Annotated in this window: 13 protein-coding genes, 1 other RNA gene and 2 pseudogenes; 4 read left to right on the forward strand and 12 right to left on the reverse strand. The window is 73.1% G+C overall.

The window, feature by feature from the left end:
* The 7 genes and pseudogenes from ACIRFH_RS07980 to ACIRFH_RS08010 all read right to left on the reverse strand — a co-directional run.
* Positions 1-420, reverse strand: a pseudogene (locus tag ACIRFH_RS07980) (hypothetical protein); the annotation flags it as partial.
* Positions 417-1,034 (reverse strand): GTP-binding protein, encoded by a 618-nt coding sequence (locus tag ACIRFH_RS07985; protein WP_403517995.1) that lies wholly within the window; start codon positions 1,032-1,034, stop codon positions 417-419. The gene ACIRFH_RS07985 and the pseudogene ACIRFH_RS07980, both read right to left, overlap by 4 nt.
* On the reverse strand, positions 1,015-1,371 hold the full coding sequence (locus ACIRFH_RS07990) for a DUF742 domain-containing protein (protein ID WP_403517996.1): 357 nt from the start codon (positions 1,369-1,371) through the stop codon (positions 1,015-1,017). The genes ACIRFH_RS07985 and ACIRFH_RS07990 overlap by 20 nt, the downstream gene beginning before the upstream one ends.
* Complete coding sequence (locus ACIRFH_RS07995) at positions 1,368-1,787, reverse strand: roadblock/LC7 domain-containing protein (protein ID WP_403517998.1); 420 nt, start codon at positions 1,785-1,787, stop codon at positions 1,368-1,370. Before ACIRFH_RS07995 ends, ACIRFH_RS07990 begins: the two co-directional genes overlap by 4 nt.
* Before the next feature lie 117 nt (positions 1,788-1,904).
* Positions 1,905-3,734, reverse strand: coding sequence for an ATP-binding protein (locus tag ACIRFH_RS08000; protein WP_403517999.1), 1,830 nt, complete (start codon positions 3,732-3,734; stop codon positions 1,905-1,907).
* Positions 3,735-4,757: 1,023 nt separating this feature from the next.
* Positions 4,758-5,864, reverse strand: a complete 1,107-nt coding sequence (locus ACIRFH_RS08005) for a M23 family metallopeptidase (RefSeq protein WP_403518001.1) — start codon at positions 5,862-5,864, stop codon at positions 4,758-4,760.
* Between the two features lie 399 nt (positions 5,865-6,263).
* Entirely contained in the window at positions 6,264-6,857 is a 594-nt protein-coding gene (locus ACIRFH_RS08010) for a TetR/AcrR family transcriptional regulator (RefSeq protein WP_403518003.1), read from the reverse strand.
* A 121-nt stretch (positions 6,858-6,978) separates the two neighbouring features.
* Here ACIRFH_RS08010 and ACIRFH_RS08015 point away from each other — a divergent pair, with 121 nt between their 5' ends.
* The 3 genes from ACIRFH_RS08015 (at position 6,979) to ACIRFH_RS08025 (ending at position 9,583) form a co-directional block, all read left to right on the forward strand.
* A complete protein-coding gene (locus ACIRFH_RS08015; protein ID WP_403518004.1) occupies positions 6,979-8,028 on the forward strand; it encodes a zinc-binding alcohol dehydrogenase family protein in 1,050 nt (349 codons plus the stop codon).
* 173 nt (positions 8,029-8,201) lie between these two features.
* On the forward strand, positions 8,202-8,549 hold the full coding sequence (locus ACIRFH_RS08020; RefSeq protein WP_403518006.1) for a PadR family transcriptional regulator: 348 nt from the start codon (positions 8,202-8,204) through the stop codon (positions 8,547-8,549).
* Positions 8,546-9,583: a hypothetical protein gene (locus ACIRFH_RS08025; RefSeq protein WP_403518007.1), complete on the forward strand. Its 1,038-nt coding sequence runs from the start codon at positions 8,546-8,548 to the stop codon at positions 9,581-9,583. Before ACIRFH_RS08020 ends, ACIRFH_RS08025 begins: the two co-directional genes overlap by 4 nt.
* 92 nt (positions 9,584-9,675) lie before the next feature.
* Here the strand turns inward: ACIRFH_RS08025 and rnpB are convergent.
* The 5 genes and pseudogenes from rnpB to ACIRFH_RS08050 form a co-directional block, all read right to left on the reverse strand.
* Positions 9,676-10,089, reverse strand: an RNA gene (gene rnpB, locus ACIRFH_RS08030) — RNase P RNA component class A.
* A 70-nt stretch (positions 10,090-10,159) separates the two neighbouring features.
* Positions 10,160-10,987, reverse strand: a pseudogene (locus ACIRFH_RS08035) (DMT family transporter); the annotation flags it as partial.
* Positions 10,988-11,009: 22 nt separating this feature from the next.
* Positions 11,010-11,870, reverse strand: a complete 861-nt coding sequence (locus tag ACIRFH_RS08040) for an AraC family transcriptional regulator (protein ID WP_403518009.1) — start codon at positions 11,868-11,870, stop codon at positions 11,010-11,012.
* A gap of 27 nt (positions 11,871-11,897) precedes the next feature.
* Complete coding sequence (locus ACIRFH_RS08045; RefSeq protein ID WP_403518010.1) at positions 11,898-12,473, reverse strand: Uma2 family endonuclease; 576 nt, start codon at positions 12,471-12,473, stop codon at positions 11,898-11,900.
* 116 nt (positions 12,474-12,589) lie between these two features.
* Positions 12,590-12,967, reverse strand: coding sequence for a hypothetical protein (locus tag ACIRFH_RS08050; RefSeq protein WP_403518012.1), 378 nt, complete (start codon positions 12,965-12,967; stop codon positions 12,590-12,592).
* 102 nt (positions 12,968-13,069) lie between these two features.
* Between ACIRFH_RS08050 and yaaA the strand changes: the two genes are divergently transcribed.
* Entirely contained in the window at positions 13,070-13,852 is a 783-nt protein-coding gene (gene yaaA / locus ACIRFH_RS08055; protein WP_403518014.1) for a peroxide stress protein YaaA, read from the forward strand.
* The last annotated feature ends 25 nt before the right edge of the window (positions 13,853-13,877 follow it).

A 13,877-nucleotide genomic window follows, 5' to 3' on the forward strand; every position in this document is an offset into this window, starting at 1 on the left:
CTGCGGGCTGTGGTGTCCCCGCTCCCTGTGGGCCCCCCCCCCCCCCCCCGGGGCCCCCCCCCCGCCCCGCGGGGGGGCCCCCCCCCCCGCGCCCACCCCCCCCCACGGCTGGTACCCGACGAAGGGCAGCAGCGGCCAGTCCGGCGGGATGCGGTCCCACTGGTTCCAGCGCCGCGAGTCGCGCGCGAACAGCTCGTCGTGACTGGTCACGTACGTGACCTCGGAGTAGCCCAGCACCAGCCAGGCGGGGATGTCGCCGTCGAGCAGGACCGGCGCGACCGGGCCGTGCTCCCGGCGCAGCGCGCGGTAGAGCTGCGCCGGCGTCTGCTGGTACTCGAGCCCCCCGAGGCGCACCGCCCCGGCGTGGGCGGGGCAGCCCGGGGGCGCCGGTTGCGCGGAGGGGTAGCCGGAGTCGGTCACAGTGTCGCCTCCTGGGCGATGGCCATGTCGTGCAGGTGGTTGACCAAGGTGAGCAGGACGTCCTTGCCGGACTGCCTGACCCGCGCGTCGCAGTCGACCATCGGCACGTGCGCGGGGAGGGCGAGCGCCTGGCGGATCTCGTCCAGGGAGTGGCGGACGGCGTCGTCGTCGAACCGGTTCACGGCCACCACGAAGGGCGTGCGGTGGTGTTCCAGCCTGTCGATCGCGTACCAGGAGTCGTCCATCCGCCGGGTGTCCACGAGGACCACGGCACCCAGCGTTCCCGAGAACAGCCGGTCCCACAGGAACCAGAAGCGCTCCTGGCCGGGCGCTCCGAACAGGTACAGCACCATGCGGTCGTTGAGGGTGATCCGGCCGAAGTCGAACGCGACCGTCGTGGTGGTCTTCGACGTCACCGCACCGGTCTCGTCGACGCCCACGCCGGCCTGGGTCATCACTTCCTCGGTGTTGAGCGGCCGGATCTCGCTCACGGAGCGGACCAGGGTCGTCTTGCCGACGCCGAATCCGCCCACGACGACGATCTTCAGACCGGTCTCCGCGGTGTCGCTCAGCGGTGTGCGGTGGGAGGGCGGCTCAGAGGTTGCGGAGCCCATGGAGCACCTCTTGGAGTAGGGCGGAATCAGGCAGGGAGGCGACGGACGGCGCCGCGCGCGGGTGGCGGACGGTGATGCGTCCCGTGTCCAGCAGGTCGCCGAGCAGGATCCGCACCACCGTGATCGGCAGTCCCAGCTCCGCGGCGATCTCGACGACGGCGGTGGGGTGCCGGCACATCTCCAGGATCCGTGCGAGCTCCGACTGCATCCCGGGCACCGGCCCGCTCTCGCTGACGACGAGGGTGACCAGGTCGAAGGAGTCGTCGGCACGGCTCCGTCCACGGGTGACGGTGTAGAGCCGGTCGGGATCACCCGTGTCGACGGGCTTGCGCATCACGCGGTGCCGTTCGCCCTGGCCTGGTCCCGCGGCTCGGCCCGCAGGTGTTCGCCGATCTGCTCGACCAGCTCCGTCATCTGGTGGCCGACCACTCCGGGATCGGCGTCCTCCCCGGCGACGACGGCGAGGTGCGCCCCCTCGCCGGCCTCCACGATGAACAGCAGGCCGCCGTGGAACTCGGTCATCGACTGCCGGACCCCGCCGGTGCCGTCGCCGAACTCCGCGGAGGCCCCTTGGGCGAGGGCCTGGATGCCGGAGCAGATCGCCGACAGCTGGTCGGCCTGGTCGAGCGTCAGGTGCTCGCTCCAGCAGAGCTTCAGGCCGTCCCGGGAGAGGACCAGGGCGTGGCGGGCGCCGGGGGTCTGTTCCAGGAGACCGTGCAGGAGCCAGCTGAGGCTGTTGTCGGTGGTCTGCATGATGGGTGATGGGACGGTGGTGTCCGGCTGACCGGCCACCGGCCCGTTCCTCCTATCTCACGAGCTCGAGCGGGAAGGGGCGCCGTCGCTCCGGACGCCGCACGGGAAGGGGTGGGACTAGGAAGCCTCGGGCGGCTCGGCCCCGGGCCGGGTGCCCGGTCCGGAGGTGCCGCCCTGGGACTGCCGGGCGCGGTGGAAGGCGCCGAACCGTGTGCCCGCGTCGCGTGCCGGGCGCTGGGCCGACGGTGCGTCACCGGTCTGCCCGGACGCCGAGTGGCGCTGCTCGCGTTCGCGCTCCGCCTCGGCCATGGTGCGGCCCGGGGCCCGCACCGGCAGACCGTTCGGCGTGGTGCCGTCGGGCCGCCGATGGCGCCGCTGTCCGGACAGCTCGGGCCGGGCGGCAAAGGGCTCGGTGGCCGCCGGCAGTGTCGCCGCCGCGGGGCGCTCGGTGGCCGCCGGCAGTGCCGCGGCGGCGGGTGGTTCGGTGGCCGCCGGCAGTGCCGCGGCGGCGGGTGGTTCGGTGGCCTCGGGCACCGGTGCGGGCGCGAGCGCCGCCGGCATGGCCTCGGGCCGTGGGGCCGTCTGGTGCGGGATCAGGTCGCGCTGCTGGGCGAGCAGGTGCAGGGGCAGCAGGACGACGACACCGGTGCCGCCGCGGGAGGAGGGGCGGTAGTTGACGCTGATGCCGTACTTCACCGCGAGTCGTCCCACCACGGCCAGGCCGAGCCGGGTGCCCTGCAGCGAGGCGAGGTCGGTGACGCGGCCGGTCACGGCCTCCTCGGCGCGGCGCATCGCCGCGTCGGCCATCTTCAGACCGCTGTCCTCGATGGTGACGACGATGCCGGCGCTGCGGTCCTCGACGTAGACGTGCACCTCGTCGATGGGCGGGGAGAAGTTCGCGGCGTTGTCCATCAGTTCGGCGAGCAGGTGCATCACGCCCTCGGCGGCGAAGCCGGAGACCGCGGCGCGGGTGGAGCAGTGCAGGCGCACCCGCTGGTAGGCGGCGATGCGGCCGACGGCACCGCGCAGGATGCTCTCCATCACGATCGGCTTGTTCCAGGCACGGCTGGACCTGCCGCCCATGAGCAGCGCCAGCCGGTCGGTCATCAGGCCCAGCTGGGAGGTGCTGTGATCCAGCTTCAGCAGGTCGCCGAAGACCTCTTCGCCGTGCCGTTCCTGCATCTCCCGCAGGTCGGCGAGCATCCGCACGGCCTTGGCCTGGACGCGGCTGAGCGCCTTGGCGGAGGCGGCCTGCGCCGCGGCGGCACGCCGCTCACTGTGGGCGAGTTCGCGGATGAACGATTCGGCCGGGACACGCAGTTCCGACAGCCGGGGCAGGTCGACCTCGGCGAGCACGGTGTCGGCGGACCGGCCTTCGCGCAGCCGGGCGACCGCGGCGGGCAGCGTCTCCTTGACGAAGCGCTCGTACTCGGCCGCCGCCTGGTCCGTCTCGGTGCGCAGCGCGCGGTATTCGCCGTCCAGGGCGGCCACCTGTCGCGCGTCCTCCTCGACGACGGCGGCGAACGTGCGCGTCAGCCGCTGCAGTTGCGGGTCGGACGGCGGCGGCACGCTGGCCAGCACGTCGGCCGCGCTCGCGCCCTCCCGCAGCCGCCCGGCCACGGCCGGCAGCGTCACACCGGCCAGGTGCGAGATCTCGGCCGACAGCCGGGCGGCTTCGGTCCTCAGCCGGCTGCTCTCCGACTCCCGCTCGGCTGCCGTGCCGCGGGCCCGGTGGACGAGCCGGTGGTCGACGAGGAGGGTGACGGCCAGGCACACCCAGCCGGCCACCACCACGGCCAGGATCCACTTGGAGGCGCCGGACGGCGCCAGGGCGACCGTCGCGCCGCCGGCGACGGCGCTCACCCCCAGCACGACCGACCGTGCGACGAACGAAGTGCGCGGCGCCCCCGCCGGATGGTGCGGACGGGGCGAAGCAGGCACAGGCATGGAGCGGTCCCTCGGTCGGTGAGAGCAGGGGAATCGGGGTGGCGGCACGAAGCAGCCGCGGGCCGGGAGAGGGGTCAGCCAACAGGAGGGCGATCTTCCGTCCACATACGGCCCATGCTAATCACCCTGACGTGCGGGAAAACCCCGGTTGTCGCATGGGCCGTCAGCAATCCCACTTCGTCGTGAACTCGTCGCCCGTACGCCCCGCTGTGGTATCCGGGCCGATGCCGGGCGAGCCCGGCCGGAGGACGGGACCACGGGCAGGGACCACGTCGGCGTGACGCCGCATCGCCTCAACCGCTCGGGCTCCACCGACCCCTCCATCCGCACGGACTATCGAATTCCAGCCAACTATACGTACGCCGAACCCCCTTGCACGCACCGGCCGCCGTGACGGCCGGGCCGCCGGAGTGGGGGAATGCTGTTGGTCGTGGAGATTCCGTGACGGCGGCCCGGGGGAGCGGAAGCCGAGTCGGGCTGTGCGCCGGGGCTTCCTGGAGCGCTTTTCTGGCCTGCGGCTTCGCGGGGCGAAGCGGCTGTGATCTGCCGGTGCGGCTTACAGGGGTGATCCGAGGCAGTCGGAGGGAACCCCTCCTCGACCCGAGCCGCTCGGAGCCGGCCGCGGGCAATCGCCCTCGAGCCGGTCCGAGCCGGCCGGGGTCGGGGCGGTGTCGACCAGGCTCTGACCTCGCCGACGACACGTCGAATCGGTCCGGGCCAGGTCCCGATGAAGACGCCTGTCCCCGCTGACGAGTCAGGGGACAGGCAATGCGGGGCGCGCAAAGCAGTCACCGGCAAAGGGCGTCGCCCGTTCTGGGGATCAGTGCCGCACCCAGCCGGGTCGTCGAGCCCCTGGGAGAGATCCGTGACAACGAGTTCGGCCAGGCGTCGGGGCCGGGCGGTGGGGGCGCCTCCGCCCCGTCCAGTCGCACCCCCGAGTGATGTGCCGGCGGGGGCGACGGGGCTCCGTCGCCCCCGCGCCGGGGAGCGGCTCGCGGTCCCCTCCGAGGACGGGTCCGGGGCTCAGCCGCCGCTGTTGAGCCAGGCGACCGGATCCATGTACTGGCCGTCGAAGAGGACCTCGAAGTGGAGATGCGGGCCGGTGGACAGACCTGTCGAGCCGACGAGTCCGACGGGATGACCGACGGACACGCTCTGGCCGGCGGTCACCTGGAGGACGGCGAGGTGGCTGTAGGTGGTCTCCAGCCGTTTTCCGTCGACCGTGCCGTGGTCGATCACCACGCGGTTGCCGTAGGCCCGGGTCATGCCCGCGAACTCGACCCGACCCTCCCGTGCCGCGGACACCTGGGCCCCCTGCGGCGCCCCGAAGTCGACGCCCGTGTGGAGCTTGGTGACCCCGGTCAGCGGGTGCGCGCGCGACCCGAAGGGCGAGGTGACGGTGAGCGCGGTGACGGGCGGCGTCAGCAGCGCGCCGGGGGCCCGGCCGTTCTCCTGCTCGGGGTTCTGCCGGACCAGGGCGTCGTACCGCGGCAGCCGCTTCTTGACCTCGGCGACGAACGCGCGGGCCGGGGCCGGCACCTTGCCGGCCTCCTTGACCTGGTCCGTCCCGGTCCGGTACGCGGCGAGCGTGAGGTCGGCGATGTCACCGTTGACGGTGCCCTCGGTGCGGAGCGCGGTCACCTCCTTCGCCAGGGAGCAGTCCTTCCGCCCCAGCGCCATGATCGCGTCCACCGCGTCGCGCGGCGAGGAGCTGCCGTTGCCGTCCTCGTCCCGGCCCCAGGTCTTCCAGTCGGCGTCCGTGAAGCGGGCGATGCCCTGCTCGGTGAGGCTCGCGGTGTCGCCCTGCCACCCGGAGAGCTGGTCGATGTGCGCGGCGAGGAGTGCGGGGGTGACGCCCGGGCAGTCCGCGGTCGCCCTGCGCAGCCAGGGGACGTAGGAGCCGTCCACATTGCTGACGGACGACTGGCTCGGACCCGGGTCCTGCGACAGGTCCGTGCCGGGGATGCCGGACAGGGCGACGAAGGTGAGGATCCCGGTGAGCGTCACCAGGCCGGGCAGCACGATCAGGACGAAGGGACCGGGGCCGCGGCGACGGCGCGGGGAGGTGCGGGCACCGGCCGCGTCGGCGGCCGACGGGTTCCCGGTCGGCGAGGGGGCGGCCGGCCCCACGACGGGCGGCTCCACCACGGCCGGCCGCGGTCCGGGCCGTGCCGATCGGTGCCCCGCCGGATCGGAGGGCGGTGCCGGAGCGGGGGGCGGTGCCGCGGGATCCGGCCGGAGGTCGTCGTCGTGCCCGGTCGTCCCCACCGCCCGGGGGTACGCCGTGCCTTCCCTGTCCTTGGTCACGCGCCGGGCCGGCTCCATGAAGGCGCCACGGCGGGGCGTGATGTCGGCGGGGTGTATCGGCTCACGCTCGGACGCTAGCGCGCCCGTGACGGGGCGTCACCGGCCTCGGGGACAGGGCCGACTGCCCGATGGGGCACCGTCGGTGCCCGGTGGTCCCGCCCGTGTCCCGTGCCGGGTACCCGTACGCGGCCTTGGTGACCGGAACCGTCGTCCACGGTCCGGCTACCGTTCGGCCGACACGCCCGCGAGGAAGATCCTGATCGCGTCGTCGACGAGCGCCTCGCCCTGGGACGTCGTGATCCGCCGAGAGGTGACGAGCGCGGAGATGCCCTGAACGGTCGCGGACAGCAGCATCGTCAGCCGGCCGACGTCGCGGGCGTCGTACGCGCCCGCCTCGACGCCCGCCCCCATGATGTCGGTCATGGTGCCGAACAGGCGGTCCGCAGCGTTGCGGACCGCCTCCGAGGGGCCGTCGGTCTTCGCGGCGAACATGAGGTCGAGCAGCGCCGGCTCCCGCACCGCGAAGCGCAGATAAGCCGAGGTCGCGGCACCCAGGGCCAGGGCGTGGTCTCCCGGCGCGCGCGAAGCGGCCCCGCGCATCTCGTCGGCGAGCCGGAGGAAGCCCCGCTCCGCCAACGCGTCCAGGAGGGCGCTGCGGTCGATGAAGTGGCTTCGGGGGGCTCCGTGGCTGACGCCCGCCGCACGCGCCAGTTCCCGAAGGGACAGCGCGTCGACCCCCCGCTCCCGCAGCACCGCCTCCGCCTCTTCGAGCAGCACGGCACGGAGGTTGCCGTGGTGGAAAGGCCGATGGGACATGGCGTCATCCTACCCGGAAGTAGACGTTGCCTATTTTCTAGGCAGTGTCTAGTCTGCCGAGCACGGCTCGCGTGACCCGACCGCACGGTCCAGTGAACGAACGGCGGAAAGAGGCCCGGAGATGACCGAGCAGAATGTCGCACTGTGGCTGCCGAAGCCAGGCGCACGCTTCGAGGTGGGCCCCGCCCCCTACACGCCCCCGGCGGCGAACGAGGTCGTCGTCCGGGCACGGGCGATCGCCGTGAACCCCGTCGACGGCATACCGGGCTTCCTGTATCGCGTGGTCGTGCCCTGGCTGACCTTCCCGGCCGTGGTGGGCTCGGACGTCGCCGGCGAGGTCGTCGAGGTCGGCACGGGCGTGACTCGGCTGCGGCCGGGCGATCGCGTCCTCGGGCACGCGTTCGGCGTCGAGAAGTCGCAGAACCGCCCGGCGGAGGGCGCCTTCCAGCACTACGTCGTGCTCATGCAGCACATGGTCTCCCCCATCCCCGACGCATTGTCCTTCACGCAGGCGGCCGTGCTTCCGCTGACGCTCTCGACCGCCGCGACCGGCATGTTCCAGGAGGACCACCTCGGGCTGGCGCTGCCCGGCACCGGCCCCGTCGACCGGTCGGAGACGGTGCTCGTGTGGGGCGGTTCGACGAGCGTCGGGAGCAACGCGATCCAGCTCGCCCGCAACGCCGGCTACCGGGTCGTGGCCACCGCGTCACCCCGCAACTTCGACCACGTCCGGTCGCTGGGCGCGGTCGAGGCGGTCGACCGCGGCAGCCCCACCGCCGTCGACGAGATCGTGGAGCGGATCGGCGACAGCCCGCTCGCGGGCACGCTCGCGATCGGCTCCGGGTCGATCCGGAAGGCGATCGCGATCGCGGCCCGGACCGCGGGCAGCAAGCGGGTCGCCTCCGCGCGGACAGCACCGATCGCGCGCGTCGAGGGGTGGCGGGCGCCGCTGCTCGGCGTGCGGGTGAGCGGCATCTGGGGCGGGACCCTGAAGGACAACGAGGTCGGGCCGGCGATCTACACCGGTTTCCTCCCGACCGCGCTCGCCACCGGCGCCTACCGGGCCGCACCGGACGCGATCGTCGTGGGCGACGGACTCGCGAGCATCCCCGACGCGTTGCGGCGGCTCAAGGACGGCGTCTCCGCGAAGAAGCTCGTCGTCACCGTCTGAGTCGTCACCGTCCGAGTCGCCACCGTCCGGGAGGCCGGTCCGCCGCGAAGCGATGCCGGAGAACGTCAGGGACACCCGGGCCGGGTTGAAGCGCCTGGCCAACGGTCACCGACTCCACTACTCTGAAAACGAACTAGTCGGGATTCACGAGTAGAGGACCGGGGTGACTGTGCGTGCCGGTGAACGAGCCCTCGTCGGGCTGGCTGCGCGGGGTCCTGCCGCTGGCCCTCGCCGCCGTGCTGGAGCAGGCCGACCAGCACGGGTACGCGCTGGTGCAGCAGTTGGCCGCGCACGGGTTCGGCACCGTCCGCGGCGGCGCGCTGTACCCCGTGCTCGGCCGGATGGAGACCGAGGGGCTGGTGGAAGCCCGCTGGGAGCCCGGCGAAGGCGGACCGGGCCGCAAGGTCTACCGGCTCACCGACGCCGGGCGCACCCGGCTGCGGGAGGAGACCGAAAGCTGGCATCGGTTCTCCGACGCGATGGACCGGTTGCTGGACCAGGGGAAGAAGGAGGGGGCATGACGGATGCGGCGACCCGCTGGAACGCCCGGGTGCGGTTGGCGCTGGCGGCCCGGTCGGTGGACCTGGCCACCGCCGACATGGTGCTCGACGAGGTCGCACAGCACTGCGCGGAAAGCGGCGAGACGCCCGAGGAGGCCTTCGGCCCATCGGAGGCGTACGCCGCCGCCGTGGCCCGCGAGCGCGTACCGGACGAGGAACGCGCCGGCCGGCACTGGAGCGGCCTGACGCCCGCGGACAAGGTCTTCTCCGCTCTCGCGCCGATCGCCGTGGTCTTCGCGCTGACCGGTGTCTGCCTGTGGGCGTGGCAGGGCACCATGCTGCCTCTGACCCCCGCCGGGCTGACCGGCACCGCCCTCACCGCCGTCGCGCTGTCGAGCGCGTCCCTCACGGCGACCCTCGCGCTTTCCCGTGCGCGCGGCGCCGCCGCCTGCGCCGCCACCACCCTGGTGTCGGTGCTGCTCGCGGGAGCGGCCTTCGCCACCCTGCCCACGACCGCTGTCGTCCGGATCCCCGCCCCGTTCCTGTGTGCGCTGGGGGCCCTGCTTTTCTGGGCGGTCGCCCGCTCCGAGCCGACCACCGACGCCGACACCGACACCGACACCGATCGAGAAGACCTGGAAGAAGGAGCCACCATGGAGTCCCGGACCGAGTCCGAGAACTGGCTGACCGATCTGCCGCGGCTGCTCGAGGAACGGCACGGACTGCCGCGTGACCGGGCCGCCGAACTCACCCGGGAGGCCGCCCAGCACCTCGCGTCCACCGGGCGCGCCGCCCACGAGGAGTTCGGGCCCGTGGAGTTGTACGCCCTGCGGATCGCCGATCAGGAGACCGCCCCCGGCCCGCGGTGGTGGATGCGCGAGGACGTTCTGTGGGCGGCGGCCGCCGTGCTGACCGCTTTCCTCCTGGTGGCCAACGTCGTCGACGACGGGGAGGTCTGGCTGACCGTACTGGCGGCCGCGGTCCTCGTGGGGGAACTGACGATGGTCGCCACCCACCTCGTACGCAAGCGGCCGGCCGAGACCTCTGCGCGATAGCAACCGGACGCGCACGGCTCATCAGCGCATCGGAGCGGGTGTTCGCGGCCTTTGACGGCCCCGGTCCTCATGGGTGCGGAAACGCGGAGCGACAGACGAGTCGGGCTGTACGCCGGGTTCTGTTCCGGCGGGTCCTCGCGGTCCCGCCGGCGACGGCCATCCATCTAGGACCGGCGTTGCCACCGGCCTCCAGCGGTCTACCCGCGGACTCGGGCGGGCAGCCCTCGAACGTCCGCGCAGGGCCGCCCCCTCGTGCGAGGAGGCGCCCCCTCTTGACCTTGCTCCGGGTGGGGTTTACCTAGCTGCCCAGGTCGCCCTGGGCACTGGTGGTCTCTTACACCACCGTTTCACCCTTACCCGGGACCGGAGTCCCGGGCGGTCTGCTTTCTGTGGCACTGTCCCGCGGGTCACCCCGGGTGGCCGTTAGCCATCACCCTGCCCTGTGGAGCCCGGACGTTCCTCGGGAAGTCCCGCAAGGGACTCCACGCGGCCGCCCGCCCGGCTCGTCTGCCGTGCCGCCCATGGTACCCGGCGGACCTCCCGCCGCGGACCGGCGGCGGCCGTCGCGAGGACCGAGCCCGCCAGGATCAGGGTGAAGGCGACGCCGATGCCGAGGGTCAGGTCCTCGTCCAGGAGGAGGGCGCCCGCGGCGACGGCGACCGCCGGGTTGACGTAGGTGATGACGCCGGCCCGGGTCGGGCCGGCCTCCTTGATCAGCTCCAGGAAGGCCACGAAGGCGATCGCGGTGCAGACGACGCCGAGGCCGGCCAGGGCTGCCAGGACCTCGCCCGAGGGAAGGGTGGCGGGTCGGGTCAGGAAGGCGGCGGGGGCGTAGACGACGGCGGCCAGGGTGAGGCAGGGGGTGACGAGCTGGAGGGTGGGGACGTCCTTGAGGTGGCGGGCGGCTATCAGGGGTGCGGTGGCGTAGCCGACGACCGTCACCAGCACCTCGGCCAGCGAGCGGGCGTCGCCGCCGGTGAGGTGCGGCACGGTGAGGACGGCGACGCCCCCGAGGCCGAGTCCGAGTCCGGTGATCCGGCGGGCGCCGACCCGTTCCTCGGCGCCGAAGAAGCGGGCCAGGAGGACGGCGACGATCGGCACGCCCGCGATCAGCAGGCCGGCGGTGGAGCTGGAGAGGTGCCGTTCGGCGTCGGTCAGGGTCCACCAGGGGCCGATGATCTCGATGACCGCGAAGGCCAGCATCGGCTTCCAGTGCGCCCGGACGGTCCGGGCGAGACCTCCCTGGCGGAGGGCGAACGGAAGCAGGAGGGCGGCGCCGAGCGCGCACCGGGTGAACACGACCACGGACGGGGAGAGGTCCTCCACCGCCACCTTGATCATCAGATAGGGGATGCCCCAGACCACTCCCATCAGGGAGAACAGGGCCCAGCCGCGTGCAGTCATGGCGGCATTCTGCGTGCCGCCCTCACCCGCCGTCTTGAACGCTGTTGCGGCCGGCACCGGCGCTCACCACGCTGTTGCGGTACGCCGCCGGGGTCACCCCGAGGACGCGGCGGAACCAGCGGGTCAGATGCGCCTGGTCGGCGAAGCCCACCAGGGCCGCCGCCTCGGCGGGGCGCACGCCCGCGTCCAGGAGTCCGCGCGCCCTGGCCACCCGGTGCTGGGCGAGCCAGGCGTACGGCGGTATCCCCATCGTCGTACGGAAGGCGCGCAGGAGCTGGTAGCGGGACAGGCCCAGGTCGGTGGCGAGGGCGGCCAGGGAGGGCGGGGCGAGGAGTTCGTCGGCGAGGCGGTCGCGTACGACGCGGGCGATGCGGTCGGCTCCCGGGACCGTGTCGTCGGCCGCGCGGGCCGTGGAGTGGCGCTGGGCCAGGGCCGTGAGCAGCCACGGGATGCGGGACTCGGCCTCCAGGGGGTCGGGGTGGCGGGCCAGGTCCGTGTGGGCGGCGCGCAGGGCGCGGGCGAGTTCGGGGTCCTGGAGGACGGGTTCGCGGAAGTGCGGGAGGGCGTCGCCGCGCGTGCCGTCGGTGAGGAGGGTCGGGGCCGCGTACAGGGCGCGGTAGGAGTAGCCGTCGGGGGCCGCCGGGCCGCCGGTGTGCACCTCGCCGGGTTCCAGGACGACGATGGAACCCGGCCCCGAGTGGATGTGTCCGCCCCGGTAGGCGATGACCTCCAGGCCGCCGACGGTGACGCCGACCGTGAACTCGTCGTGGGCGTGCGGGGCGTAGACGTGGCGGTCGAAGCGGGCGGTGAGCAGGTCGAGGGGCGGGCCGGCCGTCCCCAGCCGGGCCCTGGTCCACCGTGCCTGTTCGCCGCGTGCGTCCACCGCTTCCCACCCCCTGCTCCAACGGGATCAGAGGAAGTCGGCGGTGTCCAGGTCGAAGGAGAAGGGGGCGGGCAGAGTCAGCGGTTTCCCGAAGTCGACCGTGCAGTGCTGCCGGTAGTCGTCGTGGCCCGGATCGCCGAACAACGTGATCGACGATTCCTGACGGTCGACGAGCAGGTGGAACGGGATACCGCCGCGCGCGTACGCACGGCGTTTGGTCTCACGGTCGGCCTCGGGCTTGGTGGAGGTCACTTCCAGCACCAGTGAGACACCGTCGCAAGGCATCCAGTGCTCGGCTCCGCGATAGAGCCTGGACGTCTTGGGCGCGAAGGTGCCGTCAGGGATCACATGGTCCGTCAGAAGGCCGTCGGCGTTCTTCAGCTTGAGGCCCTTGTTGCCCGAGAACTGCATGTCGGTGACGGACCGCCGGTGTACCCGGCTCACGATCAGCCCGATGTCATCCTCATGGTCCCCGTCCGGCGGCGGTGTCACGACGATCTCCCCTTCGATCAGCTCCGCCCGGAACCCCTCCGGGGTGTCCAGGGCGAGAAACCACTCCAGCAAGAGGTCCTGCGTGATCGGTTCGTGTGCCATGGCAGTCATGTCACGCCCCTCCTTCGGCCGCTCGCCATACCGGGACATCAGCTGATCACCTGTCCGAGAGAGCGGGAACCGTTCCCTCGATCGTGGCACAGGATCACCGTCCCCGGGGGCGCGGCTCAGCGGACGTAGGTCTCGAAGCCGGCGTCGGTGCAGTAGGACGCCGCACGGCCCTCGGCGTCGGTGTCCGCGTTGTCGACCGCCAGGGCGGTGTCCCGGAGGACGTGGCTGCCGGACCGGTCGAGGCCCTCCTTGTCGAGCCGTCGCGCGGCGGCGAGGGCCGCGTACCCGGCGACGTCGGCGTTCCCGGACCGGGCCTTCTCCTTCTGCCAGGTTCCCAGCGTGGAGCAGTAGTGTTCGCGTGTCTCGTCGTCCTGCGCGGTGTCGTGGGACGAGCAGCCGCTCGCCAGGCCGACCAGAACGACGACGGTCGTCGCCCATCGCGTGACGGACCGCGTGCTTCCGTGGCCGCGTACGACCTCGCCTCCGCGTCGCATGAGATGCCCTCCCCGGTGATCACCTCCGGTGAGTATGGGGCACCGGCTCCGCCGCGGGGCGCCCCGTACCCTGACCGGGAGCTTGGAGTGAAGGAGTTACGTGTGCTTGTCCTGCTGCCGCCGTCCGAGGGGAAGGCCGCGTCCGGCCGGGGTGCCCCGCTGAAGACCGGGTCGCTGTCCCTGCCGGGGCTCACCGCGGCCCGGGAGGCCGTGCTCGGTGAGCTGGTCGAGCTGTGCGCCGGGGACGAGGAGAAGGCGCGCGAGGTGCTGGGGCTGAGCGAGGGGCTGCGCGGCGAGGTCGCCAAGAACGCGGAGCTGCGGACGGCCGGGGCGCGGCCCGCCGGGGAGATCTACACCGGCGTGCTCTACGACGCCCTGGACCTGGCCTCCCTCGACCCGGCCGCCCAGGCGCGGGCCGCGCGGTCGCTGCTGGTGTTCTCGGGACTGTGGGGCGCCGTGCGGGTGACCGACCGGATCCCGTCCTACCGGTGCTCGATGGGTGTGAGGCTGCCCGGGCTGGGGGCCCTGGGCGCGTACTGGCGGGCGCCGATGGCCGAGGTGCTGCCCGAGGCCGCCGGGGACGGGCTGGTGCTGGACCTGCGGTCGGCGGCGTACGCGACGGCGTGGAGGCCGAAGGGCGAGGTGGCCGGGCGGACCGCGTCCGTGCGGGTGCTGCACGCGCCGACCCGGAAGGTGGTCAGCCACTTCAACAAGGCGACGAAGGGGCGGATCGTACGGAGCCTGCTGGCCTCCGGGAGCGCGCCCGAGGGGCCCGCGGAGCTGGTGGAGGCGCTGCGCGACCTGGGGTACGTGGTGGAGGCCGAGGCGCCGGCGAAGGCGGGGAAGCCGTGGTCGCTGGACGTGCTGGTGGAGGAGATCCACTGACCCCGCCACCCCAGCGTTGCAATAT

Origin of the sequence: Streptomyces sp. NPDC093586, from assembly GCF_044764905.1 — a bacterium.
In the GTDB taxonomy this organism is placed as follows: Bacteria; Actinomycetota; Actinomycetes; order Streptomycetales; family Streptomycetaceae; genus Streptomyces.

Coding starts and splice junctions, on each gene's coding strand:
- ACIRFH_RS08010 (WP_403518003.1), bottom strand. CDS start 6,857: ATGTCCCATCGGCCTTTCCACCACGGCAACCTCCGTGCCGTGCTGCTC.
- ACIRFH_RS07995 (WP_403517998.1), bottom strand. CDS start 1,787: ATGCAGACCACCGACAACAGCCTCAGCTGGCTCCTGCACGGTCTCCTG.
- ACIRFH_RS08045 (WP_403518010.1), bottom strand. CDS start 12,473: ATGACTGCCATGGCACACGAACCGATCACGCAGGACCTCTTGCTGGAG.
- ACIRFH_RS08000 (WP_403517999.1), bottom strand. CDS start 3,734: ATGCCTGTGCCTGCTTCGCCCCGTCCGCACCATCCGGCGGGGGCGCCG.
- ACIRFH_RS07985 (WP_403517995.1), bottom strand. CDS start 1,034: ATGGGCTCCGCAACCTCTGAGCCGCCCTCCCACCGCACACCGCTGAGC.
- ACIRFH_RS08025 (WP_403518007.1), top strand. CDS start 8,546: ATGACGGATGCGGCGACCCGCTGGAACGCCCGGGTGCGGTTGGCGCTG.
- ACIRFH_RS08050 (WP_403518012.1), bottom strand. CDS start 12,967: ATGCGACGCGGAGGCGAGGTCGTACGCGGCCACGGAAGCACGCGGTCC.
- ACIRFH_RS08015 (WP_403518004.1), top strand. CDS start 6,979: ATGACCGAGCAGAATGTCGCACTGTGGCTGCCGAAGCCAGGCGCACGC.